Here is a 16,074-nt window from a genome sequence, read left to right on the forward strand (position 1 = left end):
CCATGGCCGGGCATGGTGGCAAGGCGTTGCTGCTGGTGGTTGCCGGTTGCCTGCCACTGCCGCTGGCCGCGGTGGTCAGTCAGAGCTTTCAGGTCAGCGCCAGTGTGGTAGCCGGATGCCTGGTCGTAGGCGGCGTGTCGAATTACGGCAGCCTCGACTTTGGCAGTCGGTCGGCACTCTCCACGGCCACCGTGCAAGCGGCGTTGAGTACTGGCGTGCAGTTGCAGTGCACACCGGGGGTCACCCTGAACATGACGGTGGATGGCGGCCAATACAACAGCAGCGGGCGTCATCTGCAACTCAACAGCGGCAGCGCCCGAGTGGCCTACTCGTTGTTCCGCGACGCGGCCTACAGCCAAAGCCTGGGGATTGGTCAAAGCGTGGCAGTGACCTACAGCGATGCCAATAACATTCGCCTGCCGATTTACGGTCAGGTGGTTTTGCCGGGCAATCAGCCTGGGGGGACGTACAGCGATGTGCTGCAAGTGCAGCTGTCGTGGTGATGTGCAGCTTGCCGGTGAGGCAAAAGGAGAGGGTGTATGGAGGTCAATTCAAAACGGCTGAAGGCCGTGCGTGCAGCCGTGTCGGGGGCACTCCTGCTAGGCGTCGCGACGGCCCGGGCCGCCAGTTCGGTACTGATCTGGCCGATCGATCCGGTGTTGGAGGCCGACCAGCAGGCCAGCGCCCTGTGGCTGGAGAATCGCGGCAACGAGACGGCCAACCTGCAGATTCGCGTGTTCGCCTGGAGCCAGAGCGAATTCAACGACCAGTATCAGAACCAGCGCGACGTGATTGGCAGCCCGCCGGTGGCGAAGATCGAACCGGGCCAGAAGCAACTGGTGCGCCTGACCCGCACGCGAGAGGTGCCGCCCGGTCAGGAACTGGCCTATCGAATCATCATCGATGAAATCCCTTCAGCCACTGCGCCGACGACTGAGGACGGCAAGACCGCGGCCGCAATTCGCTTCCAGATGCGCTATTCGGTGCCGTTGTTCGCCTACGGCGCCGGGCTGTGGAGCAAGGAGGACACCAGCCGGCCGCGTGATCCCAAGGGCGCCGGGGTACCGGAGCTGAGCTGGCGCACGGTGGCGGTCGACGGCCGACCCTATGTCGAGGTGCGCAACCGCGGCGCGGTCCATGCACGGCTGACCGATGTCGCGCTCAAGCAGGGCAGCCAGACCCGCCCGGTGGCCGAAGGGCTGCTGGGTTACGTGTTGCCCGGCGCGAGCATGCGCTGGCCGGCGCCCGGCGCCATTGCCGGCGATCCGGGGTTGCAGGTGCGGGTCAATGGTGCGCCGCAGGTACAGAGCGTGGCGCCGGCACGGTAGTCAATCAGCTCTCGGATGAGCTGATCGTGCGGTTCGGTGGGGGCGACAGGGAGAAGTCCGTCAATGGACGAGAAGCGGTTGAGCCATGGGTCGGCTCGCGGTATCCGGCATCTGTCGTTGACCCTGGTTGGCGTGTGCGCGTTGAGCGCCGTGGCCTGGGCAGTGGCAGGTGAATTGCCGCCGCCGCCCAGCAGCATGGATGCCGTGGCGGACGCGCAACTGTTTCTCGAACTGGTGATCAATCAGATGAATACGGCACGGGTGGTGGCGGTCGACCAGCGCGGCGGGCGCCTGTTCCTGCCGGCCAGCGTGTTGCGCGAGGCCGGTGTGATCCTGCCCGAACAGGTGGGCGCGGAAGTGGACCTGCAAGCCCTGCCCGGACTGCGCAGCGACTACGACAGTCAGGCCCAGCGCTTGCTGCTGACCGTGCCGGCGCAATGGCTGCCCGAACAATTCGTCGGCAACCGAGAGGCGTATCCGCGCACACCGGCCCTGAGCAGCTTCGGCGCCTTGTTCAATTACGATCTGTACCTCAACGACACCGATGACGGCGGCACTTACCTGGCGGCCTGGAACGAGGTACGGGTGTTCGACAGTTGGGGCACGCTGTCCAACACCGGCCAGTACCGGCGTACGGTGTCCGGCGATACGCTGGATGCGCGCAACAATGGCTACCTGCGCTACGACACCACCTGGCGCTACTCCGACGACAACCGGCTGCTGACCTACGAGGCCGGCGACCTGGTCAGCGGCGCCTTGCCCTGGAGCAGTTCGGTGCGCCTGGGCGGGGTGCAACTGTCGCGCGACTTTGGCGTGCGACCGGATCTGGTGACCTATCCGCTGCCGCAATTTGCCGGCGAAGCGGCGGTGCCTTCATCCCTCGATCTGTTTATCAACGGCTACAAATCCAGCAGCACCGAGCTGCAGCCAGGCCCTTATACCCTGACCAATGTTCCATTCATCAACGGCGCTGGCGAAGCGGTGGTGGTGACCACCGACGCCCTCGGTCGGCAGGTGTCAACCACGGTGCCGTTCTATGTAACCAGTAGTCTGTTGCAACAGGGCCTGAGCGATTTTTCCGTGGCCGCCGGTACCCTGCGTCGAGACTACGGCATCAGCGATTTTGCCTACGGCCCCGGCGTAACTTCCGCCAGCCTGCGCTACGGTCTGACTGACAGCCTGACCCTGGAAAGCCACGCCGAGGCCGCCGAGTCGCTGGCCCTCGGCGGCCTGGGTGGCAATCTGCGCCTGGGCAATTTCGGGGTGCTGAACACGGCGTTCAGCCAGAGTCGGTTCGACGGCGCCAGCGGTGAGCAACTGAGCCTGGGCTACCAATACAGCAACCAGCGCTACAGCCTGTCGTACCAGCGTACCCAGCGGCATGACCAATATGCCGACCTGACGGTGGTCGACAGCGCTTATTCCAGCCTCAGCCAGCGCAGCGAGCAACTGACCCTGAGCCTCAACCTGGACAGCTGGGGCAGTCTCGGCGCGGGGTATTTCGATGTGCGCGCCGCCGACGACTCGCGCACGCGCCTGGTCAATCTGAGCTGGAGCAAGGCACTGTGGCGCAACAGCAGCTTTTATCTGTCGGCCAACCGCGAAATCGGCGACAGCGACTGGGCGATGCAGGCGCAACTGGTGATCCCCTTCGACCTGCATGGCAGCCTGGCCGTGAGCGCCGAACGTGATGCCTCGGGACAGACCCGCCAACGCGTCAACTTCAGCAGCGCCGTGCCGACCCAGGGCGGACTGGGCTACAACCTCGGCTATGCCCATGGCCAGGGCCCGGACTACCGCCAGGCAGACCTGACCTGGCGAATGCAATCGGTGCAGTTGCAGGCGGGGGTCTATGGCAGCAGCGAAGCCGAAACCCGTTGGGCCGATGCCAGCGGCTCGCTGGTGTGGATGGACGGCCAGGTGTTTGCCGCCAACCGTATCGACGACGCCTTTGTGGTGGTCAGCACCGATGGTTTTGCCGACGTTCCGGTGCGCTACGAAAACCAGGTGGTCGGCCAGACCGACCGCCAGGGCCATCTCCTGGTGCCGTGGAGCAGCGCCTACTACCGCGGCAAATACGAAATCGATCCGTTGAACCTGCCGAGCAACGTGCGCAGTTCGACGGTCGAGCAGCGCATCGCCGTGCGCCGTGGCAGTGGCTACCTGCTGGAATTCCCGCTGAGCCGGATCGTCGCCGCCAGTGTGGTGCTGGTCGACACCCGGCAGCAGGAATTGCCGTTGGGCAGCCAGGTGCTGCATGAGCAAAGCGGCGGGCGGGCGGTGGTCGGTTGGGATGGCCTGGTGTACCTGGAGAACCTCAGCGAACAGAACATCCTGCGCGTCACACTGACTGATGGCACGGCCTGCAGCGCGCAGTTCAAGGTGGACATGCAGCAGGAGCAGGTGCCGCTGATTGGGCCGCTGGTCTGTCAATGAACCTGGTTTCAAGGACAAGGAGGCTTGCGTGAGAGGCATCAAACACGGCCTGGCGGCCGCTGCGTTATGCACATCGGTGCCGGCCTGGGCCCTGTGCCAGACCGTTGCTACCACGGCTGCGCAATTCGGCGTGGTCAGTTCGATGGTGCTGCGCACGGCTGTGCAATCCACCTCCACGGTCAACGCCGGATTGAGCTGTACCGGCTCCCTGTTGAGCGTGCTGGCGAGCAGTGATCATTTCTATGCGACAGTCACTTCGACGCAAACCGGCTTGCTCGGACCGACGGGGGATGTGATCGGCTACACCCTGTACGCCAACAACACCACCAGCTATCCGATCCCGCGCAACCAGCAATTCGACTTTGCGCGTAACTCCATTATCGATTTGCTGGGGCTGCTGGGCAGTCCGACGGTGGCCAAGACCGTGCCGATCTACCTCAAGACCCTCATCGGCAGTAATGTCGCCGCCGGTGTGTACACTGAAAAACTCAGTATCTTCTGGAGCTGGAATTACTGCTGGGGCATCGGCGTCCTGGGCGCCTGCCTGGGGCGGGACATCAACTCCGGCACGGTCGAGGTGAACGTCAACCTGACGGTGGCCAACGACTGCCTGATCACCGCGCCGAACATTGCCTTTGGCAGCGCACCGGTGGTCAGCGCCTTCGTTCCCGTCACCAGCCAGACCATCAACCTCGCCTGCACCAAGGGCAGCGCCTATACCGTCGGCCTCGACGACGGTGAGCATCCGGTCAGTGCAGGGGGGCGGCGGCAGATGATTGCGGGCGGACAATTTCTCGCTTACGACATCTTCAAGAGCGCTGGAACCACCCGTTGGGGCAAGGTCGGCAGCGCGCGTCGGGCCAGCAGCGACGCCGAGGTCAATCCGGGTAACGGCCTGGGTTCCGGGCCGAGTGTCGGCAGCCAGATCTTCAACTACAACGCGCGGATCTATACCGACCAACCGACACCGCCGGCCGGCAACTACCTGGACAACGTGGTGCTGGACGTCGGCTTCTAGAAATTCAGCGTCTGCTCGATGATCCGCGTCGCCGGGTCCCGCGCTTCACTGACCAGCGCATAGTTGTAGCCGGCCCCGGACCAGTACTGCGCCTGCAATTCACCGTCACTGCGACTGCCCTTTGGCAACAGGTTGTTGCGTGGACCGGGCGGACGAATGTAGAAGCTGATCTTGCGTCCACCCTGGTCTTCGTAAATGACCATGGCCGCCGGGCCCTGGTCGGTGCTCAGCAGGCGTCCGCTGACCGGTCGAAAACCTGAATTGGCCAGGTCCGGCAAGCGATTGGCCTGGGCGAAATAGTGATCCAGCCAGCCCTGGATGTTGCCCTCGTCACTGACCTTGTAATCGGCAGGCAGAATGCCCTGTTGGGCGAACAGTCGGTAGGCCTGCATGGCATCGGTCATCGGCAGGGTGCTGGCGAGTGGCAGACTCATCTGCCGCGCTTGCCAGCCGCCGAAGCCACCGACACCGAGCGCCAGCAACAGCATGGCGGCGCTCGCCAGGTGGCGCCGCGACTGACGCTGGCGGCGCTGGCGAATCAGCGCCGGGTCGAGGTCCGGGTTGGCAGGTTGCAGCAGCGCACCACCCAAGGCGGCCCGCAATTGCTGGGCATCCTGCTGCCAGGCGCGCACCTGCCCGGCCATCTGCGGGTTGGCCGCCAGGTAGGTTTCCACCAGGCGCCGGTCGGCATCGTTCAACTGATGGTCAACGTAGGCGTGCAGGTCGTTGATGCTGGGGGGCATGCTGATCATTTGAGTATCCGCAGGGAAGGGCTGCTGATTTCACCGTCGCTGAGCTGGCGCAAGGCCTGACGGGCGCGGGACAGGCGCGACATCACGGTACCGGTGGGCACCTGGAGAATCTCGGCCACCTCTTTATAACTCAAGCCCTCCACCGAAACCCAGAGCAACAGCGCCCGTTGCTCGGTGGGCAGGCGGTCGAAGGCTTCCAGGGTGCTTTGCGCGATCACCGTGCGTTCCAGCGACGGCTGTGGCTCGTCGCGGCCGGTGAAGAATTCGAGCATGCGCGCATAGCGCCGCGAGCGGCGATGGGCATCGAGAAACTGCCGGTACAGGATTGCGAACAGCCAGGCCCGCAGGTCGCCTTCCGGGTGCTTGCTGCCCCAGCTCGACAAGGCGCGCTCCAGGCAGGACTGCACCAGGTCGTCGGCGCTGCTCGGATTGCGCGTCAGTGACACGGCAAAACGCCGCAACCTGGGGATGAGTTCACGTAACTGTTCGTCGAAAGGATTCATGGTGGTCGGGCCAGACACTACGCTTGGGACCAGAGAGACGCTTGGCAGTGAAGGTTATTCCCGGTGCGGAAAAATAAACAGCGAGCCATGGAATAAACCGGCGCGGGCTGCGTCTGCCTGATCCTTGCCACCGGCCAGCTTCGGCCCTGGAGTGTTCCATGGTAGATCGTTCACCGCCGCGCGACAGACAACCCCTGAGCCCCATCAGCCTGGCCCTGCGCCTGGCCGGGATCGGTGTGGTGGTCGGCGCCCTTGCTGCAGCTTTTGCCTACGTCAACGGCACGTTTGACCCACAGCGCCTGACCCCAACAGCGTTGGTCAACGTTCTGGAGAAGAACGCTGGCGTGCACCCCGGATTTCGCCGTAATCATGCCAAGGGTGTGTGCGTGATCGGTCATTTCGAAAGCACTGACGAGGCCCGGGCCTATTCCACTGCCCAAGTCTTCAATACGCCGCGAACGCCGGTGGTCGGGCGCTTTGCCTTGCCCGGCGGCAACCCCTACGCGCCCGACAACAGCGTACCGATCCGCAGCCTGGCGCTGCGCTTCAATCAGGCGGATGGCCAGCAATGGCGCACTGGCATGAACAGCATGCCGGTGTTCCCGGTGGGCACGCCTGAGGCCTTCTATCAATTGCAGCAGGCGCAGTCGCCCGTGCCCGCCACCGGCAAGCCGGACCCGGCCGCCGCCCCGGCGTTTTTTGCCGCGCACCCGGAAACCACGCCGTTCCTGCAATGGGTCAAGACCGCCAAGCCGTCGGCCAGCTACGCCACCGAGACCTACAACGGGATCAATGCGTTTTATCTGGTCAACGCAGCGGGTCAGCGCCAGGCCGTGCGCTGGGGCGTGGTGCCGATCGCCCGGGACGGCGCGGTCAGTGGCCCGCCCCAGGGGGCCGACTTCCTGGAAAAGGATCTGCTCCAGCGGCTGCAGGAAGGCCCCTTGCGCTGGCAGTTGCTGATCACCCTGGCCGATCCGGATGATCCCACCGACGACGCCAGCAAGGCCTGGCCGGCCACGCGCAAGGTGCTGAACGCCGGAACCCTGGTCCTGGAACGCAGCCAGGCGCAGAACAGCGGCGAGTGCCGGGACGTCAACTACGATCCGCTGATCCTGCCCAGTGGCATCGAAGCCTCGAAAGACCCTTTGCTCGCAGCGCGTTCGGCGGTCTACGCCCGTTCCTACCTGCGACGCACCAGCGAAGTCAGCCAGTTGCCTGGCGTTAACCAGGAGGCGGCACAATGAGTGCGCAACCGAATCATTTCGCGCCGTTGGCGCGGCTGCTGCACTGGCTGATGGCCGTGATGATCATCGCCATGTTATTCATCGGCGCCGGCATGGTGGCCTCGGTCTCCGAACGCCATGAATGGCTGATCCACCTGCACAAGCCCCTGGGCGTGGCGATCCTGCTGCTGGTGATCGTGCGCATCTTCGTGCGCTTCGCCAGCCGCCAGCCGCCGCTGCCGGCCGACCTGCCGGGCTGGCAGGTGCTGGCGGCCAAGGCCTCCCATCTGCTGTTGTATGGGTTGATGCTGATCCTGCCACTGCTGGGCTGGGCGATGATCTCGGCGGCGGGCGACCCGGTGACCTTGGCTGGCGCCGTGGAACTGCCGGCGATCGTGCCGGCCAACGCGTCGTTGTTCGCCTTCTTGCGCAAGGCCCATGGGTATCTGGCGTATCTGTTGTTTCTTACGGTACTGCTGCACCTGGCCGCCGCGCTGTTCCATGCCTGGGTACGGCGTGACGGGGTGTTACAGAGCATGTTGTCGGGCAAGGATCACTGATTGGGCAGGGCGCTGCCGCGTGAGTCGGCGGCGCCCTGCAGGGTCGACAACCAGTAGATCAGCGCCAGGCCATTGATCCCGGCGCCCAATAGGCACACCCCCAGCCAGCCGGCCCAGGCATGGACCGCGGTCGAGGCCAGGGAGCCGAGGGCGCTGCCGATCGAGTAGAACAGCATGTAACCCGCCGTCAGCCGGCTCTGCGCTTCGGGGCGCACGCTGTAGATCATGCTCCGGCTGGTCACGTGCACCGCCTGCAGGCCAAGGTCGAAGGTGATGACGCCGAGCAGCAGGGCCCACAGCGAAGACTGGGTCAGGCCAATCGGCAGCCAGGATGCCAGCATCAACAGCAGGGACAGGCCGCTGGTCCAGTGGCCCAAACCGCGGTCGGCCAGTTGCCCCGCGCGCGCGGCCGCCAGCGCACCGGCGGCACCGGCGAGGTCGGCCATGGCTCCGGACACCGTGCGGGCGAGCAGGATGCCGACCACGATACCGCTGGTCACCACGTCCACCACCCGACCCCGTTGCGCCGGTGCTACCAGTGTCGCGGCGTAGGCCACCAGCACCTGGGTAACCACCGCCAGCAGCCCGCTCAGCGTCATGCCGAGCAACAGCCAGGTGGCGTCTGTGGCCAGGGCAACCATCAGCTGGGCGACAACCGACAGCAGGGTTTACCCGACGATCAGCCGGCGCCGAATGCCCGGTCGCACGTTCCATGGATGCCATCGGCGATGGCTGTTCCCGTTGATCATCGGGCTGCGGCAATGGGGCGAGGCGTTTCTGTTCGAGCCGGGCGAGGCGCATTCACGGCTGGTGGATCGAGAGCAAGGGCGACCGATCAGACCGTTGGAACTGCGTTCGGAGGATGGGCGGTTGTTGGAACCGGAGGATTGTTTGCGGATTGCCGCACAGTGAAAGGTGCCTGGACATGACCCTTGCCCAGGGTCATGTCAGCAGGCGGTATTGTTAACGCAGGTTACCGACCATATCCGCCACCGTGGTCAACACATCCTTGCCCAACTGCATCGAGCGCTTTCCCGACCAACCGGTATGCGGATTCGGATGATCGTCGTGGTCCTTGAACGGCATTTCCAGGGTCAGTGACAGGCAGTCGAACTTCTGACCGACGCTGTTGCAGGCCAGGGTCATATTGGCCTTGCCCGGTTCGTCACGGGTGTAGCCGTGCCTGGTCTGGAAGTCCTTGGTGGTGTGCTTCAGGTGGTCGCGGAAATGCTCTTCGAGCTTCTCGATGCGCGGTGTGTAGCCCGGGTTGCCTTCGCAGCCGGCGGTGAACACGTGGGGAATTTCCTCGTCGCCGTGGATGTCGAGAAACAGGTCGACGCCGTATTTCTCCATTTGCTGCTGGACGAAAAACACTTCCGGGCTGAGTTCCGGGCTGGCGCTCTGCCAGGCGCGGTTGAGGTCCTGGCCCATGGCGTTGGTGCGCAGGTGGCCGTGGAAGGCGCCGTCCGGATTCATGTTCGGCACCAGGTACAAATCAGCGCTGGCCAGCAGCTTGTCGAGGACCGGGTCGTCGTGTTTTTCCAGGCGCTCGATCACGCCTTCCATGAACCATTCGGCCATGTGTTCGCCGGGGTGCTGCTGGGCGATGATCCACACCTTGCGTTGGCCCTCGGCGCCGCTGCCTTTGCGCAGCAATTGAATGGCGCGACCTTCGACGCTCTTGCCGGTGGCCAGCAATTCGGTGCCGGCCTTGGTCAGTGCCTGGTCGATCAGCCAGTCATGGCGGCCCCGGCTGTAGGGTTCGAAGTAGGCAAACCAGGCGTGGGTGGCGGTGGCTTCGAGGCTGAAACGCAGGCAGTCGCCTTCGAAGATGGTCGGTACCCGCAACCAGTTGACGTGGTCGTAGGACGCCACTGCCTGATAACCATCCCAGGCCTTGTTGTAGGAGGACTTGCTGGCGTTGCTCAAACGGAACCAGTGATCCTGGCCCACATGCAGGCCGCTGGCCTTGAAATGGAACCACTGGAAGTGCGGGCTGCGGGTGTCGGGCTTGATGGCCAGCAGGGGCTGCAGGGGATTGCTGAGGTCCAGCACTTCTATGTTGCCACTGTCGAAGTTGGCGGTGATTTCAAGGGGACGCTGAGCCACGGTCATAATCTCATCCTGAATATGATTGTTATGGCGCTACTTTACACGGGCGGGGGGTAAAACCGAGGGCATTTGCGGGAATAAAAGGGGGGGCGTCGTCCTTGACGCCGTAGCAGCTTAGTGTTTATGCGATTGATTCTCAAGTGCTATTTTTCGTTGGTTTTTGGGCGGCGTGTTGCAAAAAGATGCTCTTTTGCTATCATCCGCGCCATCGAATTCAGCCGTACCAGACTTCATTAGCCTGAAGCCAAAGCCAGATCAACTGGCAAAAAAAAGACCCGGCAAAAAGCCGGGTCAAAAACCGTGATTAGCCTGATGAGGAGATATTCCAAGAGTCCGACCTAAGGTCCCTTGGTCTATCCAACTGATCTCGCGACCAGTTGTCTGCAATAATAATCATTATCATTTGCAAGTCAAACGTTTTTACCTGCCTCATGGGAAATATTTTTTCCTGTCGTTTTGCCAAACGTCCGCTATCGGCCGTTTCTCTCGTTATTTCATTAGGTTACATCCTTCCGCGTCCAGCGATCTGTCTACCATGGCTTTCGCCATGTCGACCATATGCCCGATCGATAACGCCAGGTCGCGACCGGCACCGTGTCGGCTGTCCGCTGTCTCGTGGGCGATGGCGGCTGCGCAGCGCAGCAGGTCCGAGGCGTGGATCAGGGCTTCCTCGCGGCCGACATGGCGGCTTACCGCGAAGAAGTGTTCGCTGCTGGGCATCGGCGAAACAATAGGTTTCAAGTAATAGTCCAGCGCGCGCTGGGTCGCTGCACAATCCTTGAGTGAGGTGTAATCGATCGCGACCTCGCAATCGGCCGGCTCTTTGTTGAGGTTTTCCATGGCAGGGTGGTACTCCGTGGATGGGGCGAATGAGTAGAAAGATAGTAGTACTATTCGTATTCGTGACTACAAATTAAATACTACAATATGTGTGTTGAGGGTCAGGTTGCGCGAAGTATTGTTCCGCCCATGGAAAAATGGATAGAGCTGGTCAAAGCCAGGATGAGTGAGCTCAGAATCACTCAGGAAAAACTCGCAGAACGACTCGCCATGTCACAAGGTGGCGTCGGGCATTGGCTCAACAAAAGGCGCACGCCCAGTCTTGAAGACATGAACCGCGTGTTGCAGGAGCTGGGGCTGGGTTCGCTCGAGGTCGCGATGGTGATTCGCGAGCGTGACGAGGCGCTGGACGATGCCCTGGCAGATGAATCTGCAATTGCTCTCGCGCAACGTTTCAATCCGTATTTTCGCTACCCGGTCAGTGACTGGCGGGTGTTGTCCGAAGTGCGTGAAACGCCCGCGTCCGGTTTAAGCAAGCAACGTACCGAGCTGTCGGATTACCACGCGGTAGGGCCAGCGTTCTGGCTGGTGGTGGTGGGGGATGCGATGACAGCGCCCAGTGGTACCAGCATCGCCCACGACATGCTGATCCTGGTGGATCCGGCGGTGCCCGCGGTGCCGGGCAAGCTGGTGATCGCGCAATGGGCACACAGCGCCGAGGCAACGTTTCGCAAGCTGAGCGAGGAGGGTGGCCAGCGCTGGCTCGTGCCGTTGAATCCTACGTATCCCAAAGTCCTGTTTACCGACGACTGTCAGATCATTGGTGTAGTGGTGCAGGCCACCGCCAGGTTCGAGTAGGGCAGGTCCTGCGCAACAGGACCTGCCGTTCCCCTGGTTACTCCAACTCGACCAACGCGCTGCCTTCGTTGACCATCTCGCCTTCCTGGCAATACAGCGCCTTGACCACCCCATCATGGGGCGCACGAATGCTGTGCTCCATTTTCATCGCTTCGAGCACCACCAGTTGGGCGCCGGCCTCGACTTTCTGCCCAGGCTCTACCAACACCCGGACGATGCTACCGTTCATGGGTGCAGTCAGCCCGCCCTGATGGCTGTGGCTGGCTTCCACGGCGGTAATCGGGTCGTACGCCGTGACGCAGCGCAATTCACCCTGCCATTGCAGGTACAGGCTGTTGGCCTGACGAATGGCTCGCACCTGACGCCTGACCCCTTCGACCTCGATCTGCAAGTGCTCGCCCTTGAGCGGCATGCTGCCGACCGCTGCCAGTGTGATGGCGCGATCTTCGCCCTCGCAGGCCAGGTGCAGGGTGGTTTCGGCAGGCAGGCCCAAGCGCAAGCCATTGCCGATAGCCCACGGCGAACTCGGGTCATCGCGCCGCACGCTCGGCGCCTGGCTTTGGGCGAACGCCTGACGGGCGGCCTGCCAGAATTCATCGCTGAGCGCGGTTGGCGCTGGCAGCAATTGCTCCTGGTAGCGTGGGATAAATCCTGTATCCAGTTCAGCTGCGGCGAAGGCCGGATGAGCGACGATTCTGCGCAGGAAGCCGATGTTGGTTTTCAGGCCACCAATGGCGAACTCATCGAGCATGCTCAGCAGGCGCAGGCGTGCCTGTTCGCGGTCTTCACCCCAGGCAATCAGTTTGCCCAGCATCGGGTCATAGAAGGGCGAAATCACATCGCCTTCCTCGACCCCGCTGTCAACGCGGCGCCCCGGCCCTACGGCGGATTCGCGGTACAGCGCCAACCGGCCGGTAGCCGGCAGGAAGTCATTGCCTGGGTCTTCGGCGTACAAGCGCACTTCAATCGCATGGCCGATCAGCGGCACCTGGGCCTGGGTGATGGGTAACGCTTCGCCCTGGGCAACACGAATCTGCCAGGCCACCAGGTCCAGGCCGGTAATGGCCTCGGTGACCGGGTGCTCGACCTGCAGACGGGTATTCATCTCCATGAAGAAGAACTCGCCACGCGAATCCAGGAGGAATTCCACCGTGCCGGCACCGACATAACCGATGGCCTGGGCGGCACGCACCGCGGCTTCGCCCATGGCTTGGCGTAACTCGGCGCTCAGGCCCGGGGCGGGCGCTTCTTCAACGACTTTCTGATGACGGCGCTGGATCGAGCAGTCGCGTTCGTTAAGGTACAGGCAATTGCCGTGCTGATCGGCGAATACCTGGATTTCCACATGGCGCGGCTTGAGCAGGTATTTTTCCACCAGCATCCGCGAGTCGCCGAACGACGACAGCGCCTCACGCTGGGCCGAGGCCAGGGCTTCGGCCAGTTGGCTGACGTCCTCGACCACTTTCATGCCTTTGCCACCGCCGCCCGCCGTGGCCTTGAGCAACACCGGGTAGCCGATGCGCTCGGCAGCGGCGCGGAAGGTTTCCAGGTCCTGGGCTTCGCCGTGGTAACCCGGCACCAACGGCACACCAGCGGTTTCCATCAGCGCCTTGGCTGCGGATTTGCTGCCCATGGCGTCGATGGCCGAGGCTGGCGGGCCGAGGAAAATCAGTCCGGCGTTTTCGATGGCGCGGGCAAAGCCGGCATTTTCCGAGAGGAAGCCGTAGCCCGGGTGAATGGCCTGGGCGCCGCTGGCCTTGGCCGCGGCGAGCAGTTTGTCGATTTGCAGGTAGCTGTCAGCGGCCTTGCTGCCGCCCAGGTCGACCCGGATATCGGCCTCGCGGCTGTGCCGGGCGTCACGGTCGGTGGCGCTGTGTACGGCGACCGTGGTCAGGCCCAGGGCCTTGGCCGTGCGCATGACCCGGCACGCGATTTCGCCACGGTTGGCCACCAACAGGGTGGTGAGGACAGGTGCGCTCATCAACGCGGCTCCTTGGTGGTGGTTGCGGCCTGCCAGCTCGGCGGACGTTTTTGCAGAAAGGCGCGCAAGCCTTCCTGGCCTTCGGGGCTGACGCGAATCCGCGCAATGGCATTTTCGCAATAGCGACGCAGTGCCGGGGTGAGTGCACCGTTGCCGACTTCACGCAACAATTCCTTGCTGGAACGCATGGCTTGCGGGCTGTTAAGCAGCAGGTTGCTGATCCACGCCTCGACCTGGGCTTCCAGTTGCTCCGACGGATAGCTTTCGCTGAGCAGGCCGATTTCCCGGGCACGCACGCCGCTGAAACGCTCGGCGCTCAGGGAATAACGACGCGCTGCCCGCTCGCCAATGGCTTGCACGACAAATGGGCTGATCACCGCGGGGGCCAGGCCGATGCGCACTTCCGAGAGGCAGAATTGCGCGTCGTCGGCACCGATCGCCATGTCGCAGCAACTGATCAGGCCCAGGGCGCCGCCGAAAGCCGCACCCTGAACCACGGCCAGGGTCGGGATCTTCAGCTTGGCCAGGTTGTACATCAATTCGGCCAGCTCGCGGGCGTCGTCGAGGTTGGTCTGATAGTCCAGCTCGGCCGATTGCTGCATCCAGGCCAGGTCGGCGCCGGCACTGAAATGCTTGCCGCGACCGCGCACCAGCAGGAAACGCAGGCTCGGATCGGCCTGGACCTGGTCGAGGGCAAGGATCAGCTCGCGGATCATCTGGGCGTTGAACGCGTTGTTCTTGCTTTCGCGGCTGAGCCAGAGCGTGGCAAAGCCACGGGCATCGGTCAGCAGTTCGAGGGTATTGAAGTCGCTCATGGTTTTCTCCAGATCACATCCGGAACACGCCGAAGCGGCTCGGTTCGACAGGGGCATTCAGCGACGCCGACAAGGCCAGCGCCAGCACGTCACGGGTTTGCGCCGGATCAATCACTCCGTCGTCCCACAGACGCGCGCTGGAATAGTAGGGGTGACCCTGTTCTTCGTACTGATCGAGGATCGGTTGCTTGATCTCGGCTTCCTGCTCGGCGTTGAAGCCCTGGCCACTGCGTTCGGCCTGTTCGCGCTTGACCTGCACCAGCACGCCGGCGGCCTGTTCGGCGCCCATCACGCCAATCCGCGCGTTGGGCCACATCCACAGGAAGCGTGGGTCGTAGGCCCGGCCGCACATGCCGTAATTGCCTGCGCCGAAACTGCCACCGATGATCACGGTGAACTTTGGCACCTTGGCGCAGGCCACGGCGGTCACCAGTTTCGCGCCGTGCTTGGCGATGCCGCCGGCCTCGTATTTCTGCCCGACCATGAAACCGGTAATGTTTTGCAGGAACAGCAGTGGAATGCCGCGCTGGCAGGCCAGTTCAATGAAGTGCGCGCCTTTTTGCGCCGCCTCGGCGAAAAGGATGCCGTTGTTCGCCAGGATCGCAATGGGGTAACCGTGCAGGTGGGCAAAGCCGCACACCAGGGTGGTGCCGAACAGCGCCTTGAACTCATCGAACACCGAGCCGTCGACCAGCCGTGCAATCACTTCGCGCACGTCGAACGGTTGCTTGGCATCGGCCGGGACCACGCCGTACAGCTCTTCGCTGGCGAACAGCGGGGCAATCGGCGTGCGCTGCTGCAACTCGCCGAGCTTGCGCCAATTAAGGTTGGCCACGCTGCGACGGGCAAGCGCCAGTGCGTGTTCGTCGCTGTCGGCGTAGTGGTCGGCGACACCGGACACCTTGCAGTGCACATCGGCGCCACCGAGGTCTTCGGCGCTGACCACTTCGCCGGTCGCGGCTTTCACCAGCGGCGGGCCGGCAAGGAAGATCGTCGCCTGCTGACGGACCATGATGGCTTCGTCGGCCATCGCCGGTACGTAGGCCCCGCCAGCGGTGCAGGAGCCCATCACCACGGCAATCTGCGGGATGCCCATGGCGCTCATGTTGGCCTGGTTGAAGAAGATCCGCCCGAAGTGCTCGCGGTCCGGGAACACCTCGTCCTGGCGTGGCAGGTTGGCGCCACCGGAGTCCACCAGGTAGATGCACGGCAGGCGATTCTGCTGGGCGATGGTCTGCGCGCGCAGATGCTTTTTCACGGTCAGTGGGTAATAGGAACCGCCTTTGACCGTGGCATCGTTGGCGACGATCATGCATTCCACGCCTTCGACCCGGCCGATGCCGGCGATCACGCCCGCTGCCGGTACGTCTTCACCATAGACTTCATAGGCGGCCAACTGGCTGATTTCGAGAAACGGCGAGCCCGGGTCGAGCAAACGGTTGATCCGCTCGCGTGGCAGCAGTTTGCCGCGCGAGGTGTGCCGCTCCTGAGCCTTGGCGCCACCGCCTTGCTGGACCTGGGCGAGCAGGGTGTGCAACGCATCGACCTGGGCCAGCATCGCGGCGCTGTTGCTGGCGAACTCCGCCGAGCGGGGGTTGATTTGACTATGCAGAATCATGACTTACTCCGGAAGCAGCTTCGAGCGACAAGCTCCAGGCTGCAAGTGAATGCGGATCTCTTGGAGCTTGTGGCTTGCCGCTGGCAACTG

General features: G+C 63.3%; 14 protein-coding genes and 2 pseudogenes. 8 read left to right on the forward strand and 8 right to left on the reverse strand.

All coding sequences use genetic code 11. The features are described from left to right. The first annotated feature begins 2 nt into the window (after positions 1-2). From ACZYR5_RS20005 to ACZYR5_RS20020, 4 genes are all read left to right on the forward strand, one after another. A complete protein-coding gene (locus ACZYR5_RS20005) occupies positions 3-503 on the forward strand; it encodes a Csu type fimbrial protein (protein ID WP_489091179.1) in 501 nt (166 codons plus the stop codon). 36 nt (positions 504-539) lie between these two features. After that, on the forward strand, positions 540-1,328 hold the full coding sequence (locus ACZYR5_RS20010; protein WP_489091180.1) for a fimbrial biogenesis chaperone: 789 nt from the start codon (positions 540-542) through the stop codon (positions 1,326-1,328). Between the two features lie 78 nt (positions 1,329-1,406). Then, entirely contained in the window at positions 1,407-3,764 is a 2,358-nt protein-coding gene (locus ACZYR5_RS20015; protein ID WP_489091233.1) for a fimbria/pilus outer membrane usher protein, read from the forward strand. Between the two features lie 37 nt (positions 3,765-3,801). Further along, a complete protein-coding gene (locus ACZYR5_RS20020) occupies positions 3,802-4,782 on the forward strand; it encodes a Csu type fimbrial protein (RefSeq protein ID WP_489091234.1) in 981 nt (326 codons plus the stop codon). On the opposite strand, the gene ACZYR5_RS20025 is transcribed toward ACZYR5_RS20020, so the two are convergent. Further along, positions 4,779-5,534 (reverse strand): anti-sigma factor family protein, encoded by a 756-nt coding sequence (locus ACZYR5_RS20025; RefSeq protein ID WP_489091181.1) that lies wholly within the window; start codon positions 5,532-5,534, stop codon positions 4,779-4,781. The two genes, ACZYR5_RS20020 and ACZYR5_RS20025, sit on opposite strands and share 4 nt — an antisense overlap. Further along, positions 5,531-6,037, reverse strand: a complete 507-nt coding sequence (locus tag ACZYR5_RS20030; protein ID WP_489091182.1) for an RNA polymerase sigma factor — start codon at positions 6,035-6,037, stop codon at positions 5,531-5,533. Before ACZYR5_RS20030 ends, ACZYR5_RS20025 begins: the two co-directional genes overlap by 4 nt. A gap of 158 nt (positions 6,038-6,195) precedes the next feature. Here ACZYR5_RS20030 and ACZYR5_RS20035 point away from each other — a divergent pair, with 158 nt between their 5' ends. Together ACZYR5_RS20035 and ACZYR5_RS20040 are read left to right on the forward strand one after the other, a co-directional pair. After that, on the forward strand, positions 6,196-7,281 hold the full coding sequence (locus ACZYR5_RS20035) for a catalase family peroxidase (RefSeq protein WP_489091183.1): 1,086 nt from the start codon (positions 6,196-6,198) through the stop codon (positions 7,279-7,281). Beyond that, entirely contained in the window at positions 7,278-7,820 is a 543-nt protein-coding gene (locus ACZYR5_RS20040; RefSeq protein WP_489091184.1) for a cytochrome b, read from the forward strand. The genes ACZYR5_RS20035 and ACZYR5_RS20040 overlap by 4 nt, the downstream gene beginning before the upstream one ends. Here ACZYR5_RS20040 and ACZYR5_RS20045 read toward each other — a convergent pair. After that, positions 7,814-8,512, reverse strand: a pseudogene (locus tag ACZYR5_RS20045) (MFS transporter); the annotation flags it as partial. The gene ACZYR5_RS20040 and the pseudogene ACZYR5_RS20045 overlap by 7 nt on opposite strands. A 40-nt stretch (positions 8,513-8,552) precedes the next feature. Between ACZYR5_RS20045 and ACZYR5_RS20050 the strand changes: the two are divergent. Beyond that, positions 8,553-8,732, forward strand: a pseudogene (locus tag ACZYR5_RS20050) (winged helix-turn-helix transcriptional regulator); the annotation flags it as partial. Positions 8,733-8,783: 51 nt separating this feature from the next. Here the strand turns inward: ACZYR5_RS20050 and ACZYR5_RS20055 are convergent. Further along, complete coding sequence (locus tag ACZYR5_RS20055; RefSeq protein WP_489091185.1) at positions 8,784-9,935, reverse strand: M14 family metallopeptidase; 1,152 nt, start codon at positions 9,933-9,935, stop codon at positions 8,784-8,786. A gap of 486 nt (positions 9,936-10,421) precedes the next feature. Then, on the reverse strand, positions 10,422-10,772 hold the full coding sequence (locus ACZYR5_RS20060) for a DUF6124 family protein (protein WP_489091186.1): 351 nt from the start codon (positions 10,770-10,772) through the stop codon (positions 10,422-10,424). Between the two features lie 129 nt (positions 10,773-10,901). Here ACZYR5_RS20060 and ACZYR5_RS20065 point away from each other — a divergent pair, with 129 nt between their 5' ends. Further along, a complete protein-coding gene (locus tag ACZYR5_RS20065; RefSeq protein WP_489091187.1) occupies positions 10,902-11,570 on the forward strand; it encodes a S24 family peptidase in 669 nt (222 codons plus the stop codon). Between the two features lie 37 nt (positions 11,571-11,607). On the opposite strand, the gene ACZYR5_RS20070 is transcribed toward ACZYR5_RS20065, so the two are convergent. From ACZYR5_RS20070 to ACZYR5_RS20080, 3 genes are read right to left on the reverse strand one after another with little or no spacing between them, the layout of a single operon-like run. Beyond that, positions 11,608-13,551 carry an acetyl/propionyl/methylcrotonyl-CoA carboxylase subunit alpha gene (locus tag ACZYR5_RS20070; protein ID WP_489091188.1) on the reverse strand — a complete coding sequence of 648 codons (1,944 nt, stop codon included), beginning with the start codon at positions 13,549-13,551 and terminating at the stop codon, positions 11,608-11,610. Continuing rightward, positions 13,551-14,366, reverse strand: a complete 816-nt coding sequence (locus tag ACZYR5_RS20075) for a gamma-carboxygeranoyl-CoA hydratase (protein ID WP_489091189.1) — start codon at positions 14,364-14,366, stop codon at positions 13,551-13,553. The genes ACZYR5_RS20070 and ACZYR5_RS20075 overlap by 1 nt, the downstream gene beginning before the upstream one ends. A 13-nt stretch (positions 14,367-14,379) precedes the next feature. Further along, positions 14,380-15,984 (reverse strand): carboxyl transferase domain-containing protein, encoded by a 1,605-nt coding sequence (locus ACZYR5_RS20080; RefSeq protein ID WP_489091190.1) that lies wholly within the window; start codon positions 15,982-15,984, stop codon positions 14,380-14,382. Between the last annotated feature and the right edge of the window lie 90 nt (positions 15,985-16,074).

This window comes from Pseudomonas sp. F007, assembly GCF_057814275.1.

Excerpts from the sequence above, each read along its gene's own strand:
- ACZYR5_RS20005 (WP_489091179.1), top strand. The coding sequence starts at position 3 with ATGGCCGGGCATGGTGGCAAGGCGTTGCTGCTGGTGGTTGCCGGTTGC.
- ACZYR5_RS20010 (WP_489091180.1), top strand. The coding sequence starts at position 540 with ATGGAGGTCAATTCAAAACGGCTGAAGGCCGTGCGTGCAGCCGTGTCG.
- ACZYR5_RS20025 (WP_489091181.1), bottom strand. The coding sequence starts at position 5,534 with ATGATCAGCATGCCCCCCAGCATCAACGACCTGCACGCCTACGTTGAC.
- ACZYR5_RS20030 (WP_489091182.1), bottom strand. The coding sequence starts at position 6,037 with ATGAATCCTTTCGACGAACAGTTACGTGAACTCATCCCCAGGTTGCGG.
- ACZYR5_RS20035 (WP_489091183.1), top strand. The coding sequence starts at position 6,196 with ATGGTAGATCGTTCACCGCCGCGCGACAGACAACCCCTGAGCCCCATC.
- ACZYR5_RS20040 (WP_489091184.1), top strand. The coding sequence starts at position 7,278 with ATGAGTGCGCAACCGAATCATTTCGCGCCGTTGGCGCGGCTGCTGCAC.
- ACZYR5_RS20055 (WP_489091185.1), bottom strand. The coding sequence starts at position 9,935 with ATGACCGTGGCTCAGCGTCCCCTTGAAATCACCGCCAACTTCGACAGT.
- ACZYR5_RS20060 (WP_489091186.1), bottom strand. The coding sequence starts at position 10,772 with ATGGAAAACCTCAACAAAGAGCCGGCCGATTGCGAGGTCGCGATCGAT.
- ACZYR5_RS20065 (WP_489091187.1), top strand. The coding sequence starts at position 10,902 with ATGGAAAAATGGATAGAGCTGGTCAAAGCCAGGATGAGTGAGCTCAGA.
- ACZYR5_RS20070 (WP_489091188.1), bottom strand. The coding sequence starts at position 13,551 with ATGAGCGCACCTGTCCTCACCACCCTGTTGGTGGCCAACCGTGGCGAA.
- ACZYR5_RS20075 (WP_489091189.1), bottom strand. The coding sequence starts at position 14,366 with ATGAGCGACTTCAATACCCTCGAACTGCTGACCGATGCCCGTGGCTTT.
- ACZYR5_RS20080 (WP_489091190.1), bottom strand. The coding sequence starts at position 15,984 with ATGATTCTGCATAGTCAAATCAACCCCCGCTCGGCGGAGTTCGCCAGC.